The organism is Paenibacillus sp. R-74696 (genome assembly GCF_055814915.1).
On record NZ_JBPULM010000030.1, the window covers coordinates 39,760 to 54,043 of the forward strand.

16 protein-coding genes are annotated in these 14,284 nt (G+C 49.6%); 9 read left to right on the forward strand and 7 right to left on the reverse strand.

Annotated elements, in window-relative coordinates; genetic code table 11:
* The first annotated feature begins 103 nt into the window (after positions 1–103).
* The gene (locus ACSR9A_RS11885; protein ID WP_473757436.1) at positions 104–1,087 is read left to right on the forward strand and encodes a multicopper oxidase domain-containing protein; all 984 of its coding nucleotides are present in this window, start codon (positions 104–106) and stop codon (positions 1,085–1,087) included.
* On the opposite strand, the gene lpdD is transcribed toward ACSR9A_RS11885, so the two are convergent.
* The gene (lpdD, locus tag ACSR9A_RS11890; RefSeq protein WP_473757437.1) at positions 1,084–1,449 is read right to left on the reverse strand and encodes a prenylated flavin chaperone LpdD; all 366 of its coding nucleotides are present in this window, start codon (positions 1,447–1,449) and stop codon (positions 1,084–1,086) included. The genes ACSR9A_RS11885 and lpdD overlap by 4 nt on opposite strands.
* A gap of 227 nt (positions 1,450–1,676) precedes the next feature.
* On the opposite strand from lpdD, the gene ACSR9A_RS11895 reads away from it, so the two are divergent.
* Genes ACSR9A_RS11895 through ACSR9A_RS11915 form a run of 5 tightly spaced genes read left to right on the forward strand, consistent with a single transcriptional unit; the run spans position 1,677 to position 4,465 of the window.
* Complete coding sequence (locus tag ACSR9A_RS11895) at positions 1,677–1,916, forward strand: DUF2249 domain-containing protein (RefSeq protein ID WP_341278060.1); 240 nt, start codon at positions 1,677–1,679, stop codon at positions 1,914–1,916.
* Positions 1,917–1,960: 44 nt separating this feature from the next.
* Positions 1,961–2,281 carry a hypothetical protein gene (locus tag ACSR9A_RS11900; RefSeq protein WP_473757438.1) on the forward strand — a complete coding sequence of 107 codons (321 nt, stop codon included), beginning with the start codon at positions 1,961–1,963 and terminating at the stop codon, positions 2,279–2,281.
* A 22-nt stretch (positions 2,282–2,303) separates the two neighbouring features.
* Positions 2,304–2,882 (forward strand): DUF2249 domain-containing protein, encoded by a 579-nt coding sequence (locus tag ACSR9A_RS11905; RefSeq protein ID WP_473757439.1) that lies wholly within the window; start codon positions 2,304–2,306, stop codon positions 2,880–2,882.
* Positions 2,883–2,895: 13 nt separating this feature from the next.
* Entirely contained in the window at positions 2,896–4,128 is a 1,233-nt protein-coding gene (locus ACSR9A_RS11910; RefSeq protein ID WP_473757440.1) for a hypothetical protein, read from the forward strand.
* A 31-nt stretch (positions 4,129–4,159) separates the two neighbouring features.
* Positions 4,160–4,465, forward strand: a complete 306-nt coding sequence (locus tag ACSR9A_RS11915; RefSeq protein WP_473757441.1) for a metal-sulfur cluster assembly factor — start codon at positions 4,160–4,162, stop codon at positions 4,463–4,465.
* 41 nt (positions 4,466–4,506) lie between these two features.
* On the opposite strand, the gene ACSR9A_RS11920 is transcribed toward ACSR9A_RS11915, so the two are convergent.
* On the reverse strand, positions 4,507–5,106 hold the full coding sequence (locus ACSR9A_RS11920; protein WP_473757442.1) for a GNAT family N-acetyltransferase: 600 nt from the start codon (positions 5,104–5,106) through the stop codon (positions 4,507–4,509).
* 289 nt (positions 5,107–5,395) lie between these two features.
* Positions 5,396–5,908, reverse strand: a complete 513-nt coding sequence (gene mobB, locus ACSR9A_RS11925) for a molybdopterin-guanine dinucleotide biosynthesis protein B (RefSeq protein WP_473757443.1) — start codon at positions 5,906–5,908, stop codon at positions 5,396–5,398.
* A 118-nt stretch (positions 5,909–6,026) separates the two neighbouring features.
* Between mobB and ACSR9A_RS11930 the strand changes: the two genes are divergently transcribed.
* Together ACSR9A_RS11930 and nrdD are read left to right on the forward strand one after the other, a co-directional pair.
* A complete protein-coding gene (locus ACSR9A_RS11930; protein ID WP_473757444.1) occupies positions 6,027–6,698 on the forward strand; it encodes a 4Fe-4S cluster-binding domain-containing protein in 672 nt (223 codons plus the stop codon).
* Positions 6,699–6,712: 14 nt separating this feature from the next.
* A complete protein-coding gene (gene nrdD / locus ACSR9A_RS11935; RefSeq protein ID WP_473757445.1) occupies positions 6,713–8,680 on the forward strand; it encodes an anaerobic ribonucleoside-triphosphate reductase in 1,968 nt (655 codons plus the stop codon).
* 187 nt (positions 8,681–8,867) lie between these two features.
* Here the strand turns inward: nrdD and ACSR9A_RS11940 are convergent, their stop codons facing one another.
* Positions 8,868–10,139, reverse strand: coding sequence for a molybdopterin molybdotransferase MoeA (locus ACSR9A_RS11940; protein WP_473757446.1), 1,272 nt, complete (start codon positions 10,137–10,139; stop codon positions 8,868–8,870).
* Between the two features lie 208 nt (positions 10,140–10,347).
* Here ACSR9A_RS11940 and ACSR9A_RS11945 point away from each other — a divergent pair, with 208 nt between their 5' ends.
* The gene (locus tag ACSR9A_RS11945; RefSeq protein ID WP_473757447.1) at positions 10,348–10,875 is read left to right on the forward strand and encodes a Crp/Fnr family transcriptional regulator; all 528 of its coding nucleotides are present in this window, start codon (positions 10,348–10,350) and stop codon (positions 10,873–10,875) included.
* Here ACSR9A_RS11945 and hmpA read toward each other — a convergent pair whose 3' ends face one another.
* From hmpA to ACSR9A_RS11960, 3 genes are all read right to left on the reverse strand, one after another.
* Positions 10,876–12,132, reverse strand: coding sequence for an NO-inducible flavohemoprotein (gene hmpA, locus ACSR9A_RS11950; protein WP_473757987.1), 1,257 nt, complete (start codon positions 12,130–12,132; stop codon positions 10,876–10,878).
* 554 nt (positions 12,133–12,686) lie between these two features.
* Positions 12,687–13,631, reverse strand: coding sequence for a glycoside hydrolase family 43 protein (locus tag ACSR9A_RS11955; RefSeq protein WP_473757988.1), 945 nt, complete (start codon positions 13,629–13,631; stop codon positions 12,687–12,689).
* A 165-nt stretch (positions 13,632–13,796) separates the two neighbouring features.
* Complete coding sequence (locus tag ACSR9A_RS11960; protein WP_473757448.1) at positions 13,797–14,222, reverse strand: DoxX family protein; 426 nt, start codon at positions 14,220–14,222, stop codon at positions 13,797–13,799.
* Positions 14,223–14,284: the final 62 nt, after the last annotated feature.

Sequence of the window (14,284 nt, forward strand, 5' to 3'; positions counted from 1 at the left end):
GCGCAACTGTGCGTCCCGTCACATTCGCAAGCGGCACCTTACTTTATTGTTGAGGTATACGATATCACTTTAGGCATCTACTGGATTGAAAGGAAGGATGACCATGCTGAATGTGAGGCATATGATGATTGTGATCGCAATTTTGGGGGCAATCGCTCTTTTCTGCGCATACATCCCTGCGGAGGATAATGATGCGGCCGCTATTGCGGAAGCTGCGGAAACGTTGAATCAGCCGCCTATAGCACCGATTATTCACCGGGAGGGAAGCACGGTTAAGATTGAAATGACTGCTCAGGTAACCGATGTAGAAATTTCCAAAGGCGTCTTTTACAATGCGTGGACGTTCAATGGGACGGTACCCGGACCTGTGCTGCATGTGAACGAAGGCGACACGATTGATTTTACGCTGAAAAATATGGACCCGAACGTGCCCCATTCGATGGATTTTCACGCCGTTCATGCTGCGCCAAGCAAAAAATTCATCGATGTGATGCCGAATGAAGAAGGTCACTTTAGTTATAAAGCGGAGTCGCCGGGCGTGTTTATGTATCATTGCGGGACAAGTCCGGCACTCGCCCATATCGCAAACGGCATGTACGGCATGATTATTGTAGCGCCTGCGAATGGTTATCCTAGCGATGCAGACATTGACCGGGAATACACGATTGTGCAAAGCGAGTGGTATACGGAGCATGACTATCAAGCTTTTTTAAATGATGAGCCTATCTATGTCGTGTTTAATGGCAATGATTTTGGGCTGAAAGAACAGCCTTTCCTTGCCAAAGTCGGAGATCGGGTGCGGTTTTATGTCAATAACGCCGGTCCGAACGAGGTCAGCTCGTTTCATATTGTAGGCACCCTACTGGACCGGGTTTATATGGACGGCAATCCGCGAAATGTGCTGTACGGCCTGCAAACCTATTTGCTTCCGGCAAGCGGCGGTGCTGTGGTCGAGGTGACTGTTACCGAGGAAGGCGACTACCCGATTGTGACGCATCAGTTTAATGATGCCTCCAAGGGCGCCACCGCGATATTACGCGTAACAAAAGACGGCAAGGATACGCATGAGCCGGCGATGAAGCATTAGCGCAGAAGCGCAATTTTCTGCTTCATGCCCTCTCTCGTTCGATTGACAATGTTCGTTATTTCGCTGCGAGTCGGCTGCTCCAGATGTATGCCCACGACCACAGTAGCAGTTACGCCGAGGGTGCTTGCCGCCAGCATCGCCAGTTCCGCTGCCAGCTCTCCTTCTTGGTGTCCTGGCAGTGTGATGGTTTCGCATTTGGGAGCAGCTAAATGAGCGCCCCATGCTGTCCAATACGCGGTAGCTGACGCGCCAATATGGGCCGCTCCCCCGGTGATGAGAAAGACTAAATCGCTGCCCATTGGCAGCACCCGAATGTCCACCTGCTGTTCAAGCTCTTTTTTATGCTCCATTTGCTGCTCCATATTCCCCTCCCGCTTGGCCGCGTTCAATCAGCGCGGCCTTTCCTTTCGTTATACCGCGAGTCTACAGCAAACTAGGCAGGATGGCTGTGACAGCCGTCACCCGCAGCATATCGCCTGCTCGCATACCCTTTACCCCGCACAATGTGATTCCCGTCACAAAGCCGCCTCTCGCTTTCGATTATGCTTTAGACATAGCCAAAACCAATCTTTTCGAGGAGGAATGTTTTATGCAAGCTTTCACTGCAACTGTCAACGCTACGGAGTATCCGCCGCAATTAAAGCACAAAGTTATTTTTCAAACGTTTCAGGAGCTTAAGCCTTCCGAAGCGATGCTGCTCATTAACGACCATGATCCCGTGCCGCTCCGCTTCCAATTCGAATCGATGTACAAGGATCAGTTTGATTGGGAATATATCGAGCAGGGCCCTGAGCTTTTTCGCGTCAAAATCGGAAAGCTTGCGCTGTAGCAACAAAAAGCTTTGTAGAATAGCTTCGATAAGGAGACAAGCAGATGGCCAAAGTGACTATCGTCAATGAAAAAACGATTAAAATTGCGGTCCAGCTGGAGGATGCGCTGACCATGATCCGCGATGCCCAGACCCATATTACGGAATATGCGTTTGACATCGTCACCATGGTGGAAAAAATGCCGCAGTTCAACTATACGTATTTTTGCTTTTATGCTTACGACAGCGCATCGCTTTTCGAGCGGATGCTGAATACGGACCCCAAGCAATACACCTCCTTTTCACTCGATGCGCCGGACTCCTTTTTCTATGCTTTATATGGAGGAATGACGGGGCTGTACGAGGAAGCGAGGCTTTACCTTTAACGATCGGAGGAGGAGAGCAGCCATGCTAGCTAAGCAAACCCGAATTGTGGAGCTTGATGTCAGGCCTTATTTGCGCCAAATGCTGGAGCCCTTCCAGCTCATTATGGATCAGGTGAAGGAGCTGGAAACCCATGATGTGCTCGTGCTCCATGCTACCTTCAAGCCTACCCCGCTGCTTGGCTTGATGAAAGTAAAGGGCTACGCCAATAAAGTTCAGCAGGTTGGCCCTGAGCACTGGAGCGTCACTTTCGTCAACAAAAAAAACAAGAGCTTCCTGCAGGCATGGGATGCAGAGCCCGATGCAGCGATGGAGGATGCTGTAAGGGACGAGGCAGGAGATACAGAAGCGGCAGCCTCCCCAGCTTCTTCAGAGCATTCCGGCAAAAAAATCATTCGGCTGGACAACCGTGGACTGGAGCCGCCTCAACCGATGATTCGCACCCTGAACGCGCTGGAAAAGCTGGGCATCGGCGATGAAGTTATTATTCATAATGATAGAGTTCCCGTCTTTCTCATTGAGGAGCTTAACTCGCTTGGTTACGCCTTTACAATTGAAGAACAGGAAGATGGTACCGCACAAGTGTTCATTCAAAAAAGCTAGGAGGCCTCAGCTTATGTTGCGTCTCCCTTTTCTCTTTATCGCAACAGGCATTACCGGTTTTACCTTGTTCCATCTCACCTCCCTTTTGTCGCTTGCCGACTGGATAGGAGATCCTGTTCGCGGGCCCACAGGCTGGTTCAACATCCATCTCATCATTCTTGGATGGGCAACGATGATTGCAATGGGCGCTGTATATCAGCTCATTCATGTTATTTTACAATCAAAAATTTTTAGCGAACGGCTCGCTTACGTCCATTACGGCTGCTTCACCGCCGGGGTGTGCGGACTGCTTTACGGGTTCATTAAAGGCGAAGTTGCCTGGATTGCCGGGTTTGCCGTGCTCGCTCTAATCGGTCTGCTGCTGTTCGCCTTTAATGTCATTTATACCCTATGGCGCGCCGCGCAGTGGAATGCCATCACGCTCAGCACCGCTTGCGCTGTATTGTATTTGGCGCTCACAGGGCTATCCGGCATGGGGATGGGGCTGAACTTCGCCCTCAATGCCTGGAGCGGGCTGCATGAGCGCATGTTCGGTGCCCATATTTGGCTCGGCACCTTAGGGTGGTTCGGGCTGCTCATTACCGGCTTCAGCTATAAAATGCTGCCGATGTTTTATTTGGCGCACAGCTTTCCCGCCCGCCTGTCCTATATCACACTCGGCTTATGGAATGCTGGCGTGCTGATGGGCGCTGCCTCCTTCCTGTTTGACTGGGGCTTCTGGGCAAAATGGACCGCGCTGCTCTTTCTCGTGCTTGCGCTGCTTGCCTACAATGTTCACCTTGCGCAAATTCGCAAGCATCGGCATAAGCGCCATCCCGGCGCAGGCATCGTATGGTCGTTGAACAGCTGCCGCGCTATTGCGCTGTTTGCCATCGGCGCGCTGATCTATACGGCGTTTTATCCGCAGGCTTTTGGCTCCGCTGAGCTGGCAACAGCTGCGGGCTGGATTTATTTAGGCGGCTGGGCCAGTTTTATGATTTTATGCTACTTGTCCAAAATCGTCCCCTTCCTATGGTGGACGCAAAAATACGGTCCGCAGGTCGGCAAACCAGGCATACCTACTATGGCGGCTTTACTGGGCGATAACGGCGTCAACCTTGGACTTACCGGCATTGCTTTTTCCCTGCTGCTGCTGTTTGCGGGGCTGCTGTTTGGCCTGCCGTTTCTGGCGCTTGTAGGCGGACTTGGCTTTTCCTTATTTTCGCTCGGTTATATTTCATTAATCGCCTTGGTTTTTGCAAGATGAAAAGCAGCACTTTGGAGAGGAGAGGAGCAGGATGGACAAGGGTACGAAGGAGCAAGTATGGGAATTGCTGCGGAAGGTGCATGATCCCGAGCTGGGAGTCAATATTGTCGATCTCGGTCTTGTATACGACTTGAATTGGGAAGACGAACATATTACCGTGATCATGACGCTGACGACGCCAGGCTGCCCGATGCACGATATGATTGCTGGCGGCGTCCGGCATGTGCTGCTGGGGGAGCTGGGCTTCACCTCCGTTGACGTGAATGTCGTCTGGGAGCCTGCATGGCAGCCCGCCATGATGTCGGAGGAGGCGAAGGAATTTCTAGGTTATTGCTAGGTACGAGCGTAAACGGCTTTCGCCGTCCTCTGGCGGCAAAGCTAACGTTTGCCGGCCCAATCCTTTTTATCAAGTTTATAATAGTTATATTTTTCGTTATCCATCTCAATAATACTCTGAAAGTGAAAACCACATTTTTGTATTACCTTATTGGACGGAACGTTATTTAATAGAGCAATAGCACTAAGCACCTTAACGTTCGTACTCTCAAACAAATAATTAATCACTCCTTGTGACGCTTGGGTTGTAAAGCCTTTACCTCTATGTTCCTTAGAAATTGCATACATGATTTCTCGATTTGGCGGTGGCAATTCATCTTTAATTCCTGAACAACACCAACCGATAAATTCTCCTGTCTCTTTCAATATAATTCCTAATCGCAGACGGAGTTCACCAATGTCTTCACTTTTGGATACAGCATTCAAAAACTGTTTGTTTTCTGGAACTTCATAGTTGATAAACCAATCTTCCCTTTGCTCTTTCGATACGTTCCAGCCTGGCAAAAATTCATGTATTTCAGGTTGCCAGGTGAGTGAATGAAAATCATCTAAATCCGTAACTAAAAATTCTCGTAGAATGACATCCTTACATTCAATCGTAAAAATGTTTTCTTTGGAATCGGAACGAGCATTTGTGTTCATAATAAATCTCCCTCTATAAACTGTACTAATGTCTATCATACCTTTCTAAGTGAATCTATTGCGAGGCTATAATGACTATAATTGTTTTTTATTTAGCAACAATATTTCAGAAAACAGCCTTCTAAATAAGCAAGCTGCCGATGATCCTCATCGCGGCTTGCCTATTCCTATTCCTATTCCTACTCCTATTCGTGTTGCTGCCTATTCCTAGTAACACTACGCGCGTCTCAAGGAGCGATACCAACTCTAGCGGGCGGTTTCTTTAATTTACTTTACCCCGCTTATAACCTTATGTCGGTTCCTCCAGCACGAATGCTCCCTTGCCGCGTTCCTCCTGCATCCAAGCTGCCATACCAGCGCTATCCTGCACATCGAATACCGGGAGCCCACCAAAACTCACCGGATACCATGATGCAACCGCAACGACCTGCTCTAATTGCTTAACGAGCGCCTCATCCTCCTCCTTGCGGATCAAGACGATCTTCGGATAGCACTCTTGTTTAAAGCCCTCGACAATGACCCAGTCCATGTCGCCAAACTGCTGAAGCAGCTCCTTCAGCGGCGTCGGCCGCTGCTCCATAATCGCCGTGCGATGCGGCGAGGTGATGGCGATTTTATGCGCACCCGCCTCGCGATGCTGCCATGTATCGGTACCCGGATGATCAATGTCAAAATCATGTCCGTCATGCTTAACCGTGCCGACGCGGCAGCCGGCTTCGGCGAGCTGCTTGACCAGCGCTGCGGTCAGCGTCGTTTTTCCGGTGTTTTTAAAGCCGACAATTTGAATAATGGAAGTTTGCAATGGTCCCTCTCCTTCTTTTTCTCACGCTGCTGTGATCCCTATCACTTCACGACTACCACATGTTGTATTATCATTAACTTCTGAAACTAAATGTAGTTATTTCAGTGGGAAGGAGAATATGATGCTGACCTTCTACCCCCGGTTCATCCGTACCTTTACAGATTTGCCCGGGCATCTCTCCCTGCTGATTCACGCCTGGAACGGCTGTAATATGCGCTGCTACGGCTGCCATAATGATGCGGAATTAATCGCGCAGAAGCCGATTCCGCATTTGCTGTTAACCCCAGAGCAGACGCTTGAGCGGCTGAGCGGCAGCGATGGGCTGTTCGACGCCGTGCTGTTCAGCGGGGGCGAATTTTTAATCAGCAGCGCGGCTGAGCTGGAAAGCTTCCTGCGGCGTGTACGCCTTATTTTCAGAGGGAAAATCATTGTTATGACGAATGGCACATTCCCTGGCAAACTGAAGCATCTGCTGGAACTGGCGCTGATCGACGGCGTTCATATCGATATGAAGCTGCCCTTTCACCTGCTCGACCCAGCGGAGGATGCCGAGGTGTTCAAGGCGATTATCGGCGCCCAGCCTTCCGTCCGCTTCTGTCAGGACATCCTCGACTCCGTCGATCTCGTCATTCGCCACAACAGCAGGCTGAGCCAAGTAAGGACGGTTCGTTACCCGCTGCTGAGCGAGGAGTTTTTCGTCCAGATTGCCTCCTATATTGAGCAGTTGAAAGACAAGTATGACAGTATTGTACCTTATTCCCTGAATCCCTACCATCCACCGCAAAAATAGAACGGAGGCCGATGATGTTTAGCCAATCTACCGATATTATCCGCACGTTTACTTCCGGGTCCGAGACGAAGCAAGCCGACTACTTGAAAAGAGAAAACAGCAACTTTGTCTACTCGCTGCCGCTGCTGCGCCATAATTTGAATAATTTTGCCGAGGAGGAGTATTTGCTGGAGCATATTTTGCCGCCCGCGCTTACCGAGCTCTATTGGGATGGCGTTGTGTACATTCACGACAAGCAGCTTAGCCCTTATTGCCTAAGTGTAGGCTGCAAGGATATTGCGGCGAACGGCATCCCAACACTGGCGAAAAATATGATGTCCTCGCAGCCGACAAAAAAGCTCGAAACGCTGCTGCGGCATTTTAGCAATCTCGTCGTACTGATGTCGCAGCAGGTATCCGGCGCTGTCATGCTTTCGCAGATGACGACGGTATCCGCCTCCTATCTCTATTATGAGGAGACTGTCAGAGGCCATATCTTCACCGCCGAGGAGCTTGAGCAGCTGTTCCAAAGCTTGATCTGGGAAATGAATATGCCGCTGCGCGGTGGTTCGCAATCTGCCTTCACTAACATTACGCTAGAATTTGGCAAGCCTTCTGATGAAATCAAGGATGATTTTGTCGTCATTGGCGGCTCGCCGCTGGACATGCGCTACAAGGAAATTCCATCCGCCTACTTTGACCGGATTAACGAGGCGGTTATTGCGGTGATGAAGCAAGGTACAGGCAATGGCATCCCGTTCACCTTTCCGCTTTTGACAGTACCGATTGACGATTTTTTTGACTATAGCAATCCGTTGTTTCTAGAGCTGCTGGATGGCATGTACCAATGGGGCGGCGTTTATTTCGAAAACTTCCGCAGCAAGCCGTTCGAGAGCGAGCATTATCGCCGTCTGAACCCTTATATTAAACCGCGTGATCCCGAGGTCAGCCGCAGCTTGTGCTGCCGACTGCAAATAGACTTAACGATATTGTCACGTCTCGGAAGCGGGATTTTTGGCAGCTCCACTGGTTCTACCGGTGCCGTACAAGTTCTTAATTTAAACATGAACCGCGTCCTAATGGAATACGGTGGACATGAAGATACGCTGCTTGCGAAAATCAAGGAGCTGCTGAACATTATGCAGGAAGGCCATATGGCCAAGCGCAAGTGGATTGAGCAAAACAAAGAGCTGTATCCGACCTTTTTCGCCTTAAACCGTGATTTGTCCAATTATTTTAATGTGTTTGCCGTTACTGGCATGCATGAGGGGCTAATCAATATCGGCTATGAGGGCGGGATGAACAATGAGGCAGGCAAGCAGCTCGCCCACCGAATCATGCAGTTCATGACAGAGACGATCAATGAATTTATCATCCGCGATCAGGTTGCCTGCGGCATCGAATATGCACCGGGTGAAAATGCCGCGATCAAGCTGGCCCGTCATGATGTTAAATGGGCGAAAAACCATGATCGCAGTATTTTCGTACAGGGTACAGGGGATAACGTTTATTTAACCTCGGGCTGCATGCTGCCGTTCAGCGAAGATGATTTTCTTCGCCAGGTGGAGAACAGCGCTGAATTTCAGGCTTATGCGACCTCTGGCAGCATTTTGCATCATTTCCTTGAAACGAAGCTTGCTCCGGAGAGGCTCGCCGATTATTTAAAGAAAATTTTCGAGAAGCCGATTCAATATATTACGCTCACGCCGACTCTGACAAGCTGTCTTACTTGCAGCCAGCAAATCGTCGCTGAGGATGGAAAAAACATTCACGCCTGTCCTGTATGCGGCAGCGACGATATCGCCACCTTCAGCCGCGTCATTGGTTATGTCAAAATGATTGCCCGCAAAAAGCTCGAGGTAGATGAACAGGGGTACTATACAGGAGAATATAATTTTTGGAGCAATGCGCGGCGTTTTGACTGGAATACGCGCAAACGTATGAAGGAGGACGCTGTTGACCGCGTTAGCACTGCCGCTGCCGTCTCGGCAGCAGACTCTTGATTTAGACGCCTAGGATGGCCGAATGTGGCGGCTGCGCAATAATCCCGTGCGCATCAACTACTAATTATGCTGTGCCGCACAACGCCGCCTCTCTTCCCTTCCGAATATAGCTCGGGAGGTGAACGGGCGGCGCTTTTTCATGGCATACGCTACAGGACAAATTTGTACAGTGCAGGACTGCCCAATCTTATAAAGTAGAAGCGGCAAGAGGAATGACCGTAACAAGCGTCCCCGCCTTGATGCCTGTCTTCGTAGGCGGAATGACGATTAGGCAGTTTGCATCCTTTAACGTAACCAGCGCGCTCGACATATCCACACCCTCTTGCTTAACGTACACCAGTCCGTTATTGAAATATCGAATGCCCCGTACATAGCGGGGATAGGCATTAACCTTGTTATAATCGGCTGCAAGAAAAGCATCATGCCCCTGAATATCAACTGACTTGTGCTCCCCCTGCATGGCGAGCAATACGGGACGCACCAATAATTCACAGCCGATAAAGCATGCTGCTGGATTGCCGGACAATCCAAAAAACAGTTTATTCCTCCATATGCCTGCGCTCGTTGGACTGCCTGGGCGCATCGCGATTTTATTAAACAGCGTTTCCCCTTCCCACTGCTGGAAAAAATTAGCGATAATATCATAATCCCCGACAGATACGCCTCCCGTTGCAATCACGATATCCACGTCGCTTGCGAGCAGCTTGTACAGCATGCTTTCAGCGTTCGCATAATCATCAGCAATGTGCTCCACGAAAAGCGGTTCAGCGCCGCATGCCCGCACTTGGGCCGCCAGCATATAAATATTGCTGTTTCTGATCTTGGCGCCTTCCAGCGGCTCATTAATGGACAACAGCTCGCTCCCGGTTGAAACGATCGCAACGAGCGGCTTGCGGTGCACACGAACCTCCGCGCAGCCGAGTGCGCTCAGCAGAGCCATCTGCCCCGGCCCGATCCGTTCGCCCGCCTCCAGCATTAGCTCACCAGCAAGTGCTTCTTGGCCGATTGGCGATATGTTCGCTCCAGCGGGTACCGCCTTGCGCAGCATGACATAAGGCTGACCAGCCTTTTCGGCCTCCTCCGTCATTTCCAGCATAATGACGGCATCGGCACCATCCGGCACCATCCCGCCGGTCATAATTCGTGCCGCTGTGCCAGGCACAATCACTTTTGTCGGCACAGTTCCGCTTGGCAGCTGTTCAATAACTTCCAGCATAACAGGTAGCTGCTGCAAATCCGCCGTTCTGATGGCGTAGCCATCCATGCCGGAGCGGCGAAAATGCGGAATCGCTTCTCGTGCGTGAATACTCTCGGCCAAGCCATAGCCTGCTGCATCGGCCAGTGCTATTTTGACCGTACCGGCCTGATGGACCCGATCGAGCAAGGCCTGTTGCGCATCGCCTAGCGTCACTGCTTTTCTCTGATGCTTGCTATCGTTCTTCTCCTTGTGTATGTTCATTAGAAGGTCGTCCTTTCAAAAGCTGTTCTCATTTATTTCAATGTACCAGTATAATGTGCCAAACCACTGTGAGATAGGTCACTAAAGAATAGCTTATGCATGTGTATATTGCAAAAAAAAGACCAATCAGCCTGGCACTGATTGATCCCTTCTATGAAATGCCGTTATCATTTATATATAAGAAATACTAGGAAGGAAGATGCTCGTTATGCTGCTTCATAAAGGAGAAACACTGTTCCGTCAAGGAGAGCTAGGACCGCTCTACCACATTAAAAGCGGGATGCTCAAAATTATTCGCCTGCATGAGGATGGCAATCCCATTCTAATGAATATTATCACCGCTGGAGAAACGATTCCCCATCATTCGCTCATTACCCAGCAGGCGTATCACGGAACAGCTGTAGCGCTGGTCACCTGCAATATTGAGGTGTTGCCGCCCCGAGAATGGTACCAAACGCTGGAGAGCGAGCCGGAAAAATGCCGCGATATTGCGCTGCTGCTGCAAAACAAGCTGCGCATGATGCAGCAGCGCATCGATCAATTGACGCAGGCCGCACCGATTGATAAGCTCCGCAAGCTGGAGCAATGGTTCGACCAGTATATTTCACCAGCTACCCTTTGCGATGTGCTGACGCAGGATGAAATTGGACAGCTGATCGGGCTGCGCCGCGAAACAGTCAATCGGCTGCTGCGCGCAAAGGCCACCGAGAGCGCAGGGAAGAAAGCCTCCTTCTAATTAAACGGTATCGGCTGTTTCCTGCTGCTCGCCTTGCCCATCGTTCAAGCTTTCAGCCGGACCAAAAAACTCAAAATGAATATCGGAAGCCTGAACGTCAAACACCCGCAAGGCGCGATTGATCATTTTCATAAACGGCTGTGGTCCGCAAAAATAAAAGCTGGCATCCGTCGTCGGAATAGCTGTGCGAAGCCATGGGAAATTGATCAGCCCTTCCTTGTGGTAATCTTTAAGCGCCTTGTCATGTGCCGTAGGCTGCGTATAGCAGTAGAAGACGGACAACTGCGGGTGACGGCCGGCAAGCGCGGTTACCTGCTCCTTCATCGCATGCGTGTCTCCATTCGTGGTCGCATGGATAAAGGTAACCGGCCGCTCTGGACTGGCTTCCACTACAGCATGCAGCATACTCATCATCGGTGTCAGCCCAACGCCGCCGCTAATGAGCACGACAGGCCGCGTATCCTCCAAATCCACGGTAAAATCGCCCGCCGGTGCTGACAAATGAACGATATCTCCTTCGCGCAAATGCTCATGCAAAGACACGGACACTTTGCCAGCAGGCTGGTCATCCCGCCCATCCTCGCGTTTGACCGAAATGCGGTAATAAGGCTTGCTTGGCGAGTCCGATAAACTATATTGGCGAATATGGGTAAAAGCATCATTCGGCAGTTCCCTTTTCATGCTCACATATTGCCCAGCTTTAAAGCTTGCAATTGCACCGCCGTCCTCCGGCAGGAGGTAGAAGGATGTAATGTTGTCGCTCTCCTGAACCTTTTTATTGACCACAAAAGCCCGGAACCCTTCCCAGCCGCCATGCTGCTGCTCTGCCTGCTTATACATTTCCTTCTCCACGCCGATAAACGCATCGGCAATAAGACCATAGGCCTCTGCCCACGCCTGCAAAATATCATCCGTAGCCGCATCGCCCAGCACATCCTTGATCGCTGCAAGCAAATATTTCCCAACAATCGGATAATGCTCTGGCAAAATCCCCAAGCTTCTATGCTTATGGGCAATTTGCTTCACAACTGGCAATATAGCAGCCAAATTATCAATATGAAGAGCGGCAGCGTAAACCGCATTTGCGAGCGCTGCTTGCTGCTTGCCTTGTTTTTGATTGGCATGGTTAAAAATATGAAGCAGCTCCGGATGAGCCGCAAACATCGTTTCATAGAAATGCTTCGTAATTGTCGTACCGTGGACTTCCAATACAGGAACGGTAGATTTAATTGTGGCAATGGTCTTCTCACTCAGCATCATCGCACTCTCCTCACGGGTTTAAGTATCCTTCAAACTTGATCTTCACCAGTATAAACAAGGAATACGTTTTTGATTGTGATTGAAATCACAATAAAGAATGCTGAATTGTGACAGTTTCCCCATGGCTTAATCGACGAAAGTGAAAACTACGAAAACCGCCTGGCTGCAAAGCTACAATTTCATGGGTGAAAAATAAGTCCATAAATAAGGGTGATCATTATCATAGGATTATATTTCAAAAAAATCCAGCTAAAGCAAGGGCTTCAGCTGGATTTGAGCATTTTTTCAACCTTATAGCGAATTTTGTCACATTTGACGTCAATCATTCACGTTTTAGACAATCGTTAGACAAAGTTCTTTAAGGTTCGACTAAGGTTTTGTTTATATAATAATAACTATCAACCCCACAGTTGATCATATAACTAGGACAGGCCCACAGAGATGTGGGCCACTTTTTTTGAAAACATAGGAAAGGATAGGATGTTTCCATCCTTTCTCTCTATTTCTCGGAATGAAACGCGCCGCGCCGCCAGAGGACGGCGACAGCCCCTTCACCTTGTCCAGCCTTCATTCCAGACCTTAAAATCAGGTTTGCCATCCTCCGACCAATGCAGCTGCTTGACGAACGTATGACGATTCGGATCATTTAGCGGGTCGCCCTCAATCTCCTTATAGGTGCGGGCATGGTACACGAATACATCCGTCTCGCCATCCTCCGCTACAGTGAAGCCGTTATGGCCCGGCCCATACTGATCGCGCCCCTCATCCGTCTTAAATACCGGCTCCGGCGATTTCGTCCACGAAGCAGCAGCAAGCAGGTCACTGTCCTCAGATGCCGTAAGCAAACCGACGCAATAATGAAAATCGGTAGCGCTTGCAGAATAGCTGATGAAAATGCTGCCGCCCCGTTTAATGACCGCTGGCCCCTCATTAACCAAATAGCCGATTTTTTCCCAATCGTATTCTGGGGTTGCGATCATAATCTGAGTCCCGCGAATCGTCCAAGGGTTTTCCATCGCCGCGATGTACAGGTTCGTATTGCCTTTAATCGCTGGATCATTTTGCGCCCAAACCAGATAGCGCTCTCCCTTATGCTCAAACGTCGTAGCATCCAGATTGAAGGACTCCCAGTTCATTATGATTTTGCCCTTCTCCGTCCATGCACCCTTCAGCGGATTAACGCTTTCATTTTCAAGCACATATGTACGATGAGCAAAGCTTGCATCCGTCCTGCCCGAAGCAAAATAAATGTACCAGCGGCCAGCGATAAAATGAATTTCAGGGGCCCAAATTTTCTCGCTCATCTCGCCGCTTTCATGCTTGTGCCAGATTGCAACCGGCTCCGCATCAGCTAAACCAACGATCGTCTGCGAGCGGCGCAGCTCAATATAATTATAATCCGGCTCAGTTGCCGTGAAATAATACCAGCCGTCTACATGCTTATAAATCCACGGATCAGCGCGCTGCAAGACGAGCGCTTTGCCTTCAGTTTGCATGAATTGCGTTGTAATCGGCTGTAAACGCTTCGATGATTCTGTCTCCGCCGTCTTTTCTCCATTTGGCAACTGCATCATTCCAACCTTTCTCGTCAAGCTCACCCCATACGTATCCTCATTATATACAAAAGCCAGTCCTCGCTCAATGACAGGTATCGTAAAGGCTTAGGCTTCCTCTGACTGAACCCTTCTTCTGCCGCCGTGAAACACATTGTCGAGCGATAGCCAGCTGCTGCCATTCATGGTCAAATGGACACAGCAGGCAAAGAGCAGCAAATCAATTTCAAAGCCGTTGATCAAGCCTTTTTCCCACGATACATACAAGGTCGCAACAATCATTTGAATGCCGAATAAGGCGGCAAATATTTTGGTTTCAAGGCCGAGAATCAGCGCAGCTCCGCCCACTACCTCAAGAGTTGCTATCACATAGGCGAAAAATCCCGAAATGCCAAAGTTATTGAACATCGTCGAAACGCTATCCATCCCCATAACAAACTTGTCGACACCGTGAAATATAAAGATGATTCCCATTACGATTCTTAATATAAAAGATCCCATTTCAAGCCTTTTCAAATGCTTTTGTTGATACACGCCTTCAGCTCCTTAGTCCTTAAGAATCACAAAAATAGTATTAACGGTACAAAATGATTATA

What these genes read in the sequence shown, in the direction of transcription:
- ACSR9A_RS11905 (WP_473757439.1), top strand. Translation starts at nt 2,304, where the DNA reads ATGCTAGCTAAGCAAACCCGAATTGTGGAGCTTGATGTCAGGCCTTAT.
- ACSR9A_RS11930 (WP_473757444.1), top strand. Translation starts at nt 6,027, where the DNA reads ATGATGCTGACCTTCTACCCCCGGTTCATCCGTACCTTTACAGATTTG.
- ACSR9A_RS11885 (WP_473757436.1), top strand. Translation starts at nt 104, where the DNA reads ATGCTGAATGTGAGGCATATGATGATTGTGATCGCAATTTTGGGGGCA.
- ACSR9A_RS11940 (WP_473757446.1), bottom strand. Translation starts at nt 10,139, where the DNA reads ATGAACATACACAAGGAGAAGAACGATAGCAAGCATCAGAGAAAAGCA.
- hmpA (WP_473757987.1), bottom strand. Translation starts at nt 12,132, where the DNA reads ATGCTGAGTGAGAAGACCATTGCCACAATTAAATCTACCGTTCCTGTA.
- ACSR9A_RS11895 (WP_341278060.1), top strand. Translation starts at nt 1,677, where the DNA reads ATGCAAGCTTTCACTGCAACTGTCAACGCTACGGAGTATCCGCCGCAA.
- ACSR9A_RS11915 (WP_473757441.1), top strand. Translation starts at nt 4,160, where the DNA reads ATGGACAAGGGTACGAAGGAGCAAGTATGGGAATTGCTGCGGAAGGTG.
- ACSR9A_RS11945 (WP_473757447.1), top strand. Translation starts at nt 10,348, where the DNA reads ATGCTGCTTCATAAAGGAGAAACACTGTTCCGTCAAGGAGAGCTAGGA.
- ACSR9A_RS11920 (WP_473757442.1), bottom strand. Translation starts at nt 5,106, where the DNA reads ATGAACACAAATGCTCGTTCCGATTCCAAAGAAAACATTTTTACGATT.
- ACSR9A_RS11955 (WP_473757988.1), bottom strand. Translation starts at nt 13,631, where the DNA reads ATGCAAACTGAAGGCAAAGCGCTCGTCTTGCAGCGCGCTGATCCGTGG.
- lpdD (WP_473757437.1), bottom strand. Translation starts at nt 1,449, where the DNA reads ATGGAGCAGCAAATGGAGCATAAAAAAGAGCTTGAACAGCAGGTGGAC.
- ACSR9A_RS11900 (WP_473757438.1), top strand. Translation starts at nt 1,961, where the DNA reads ATGGCCAAAGTGACTATCGTCAATGAAAAAACGATTAAAATTGCGGTC.
- nrdD (WP_473757445.1), top strand. Translation starts at nt 6,713, where the DNA reads ATGTTTAGCCAATCTACCGATATTATCCGCACGTTTACTTCCGGGTCC.
- ACSR9A_RS11910 (WP_473757440.1), top strand. Translation starts at nt 2,896, where the DNA reads ATGTTGCGTCTCCCTTTTCTCTTTATCGCAACAGGCATTACCGGTTTT.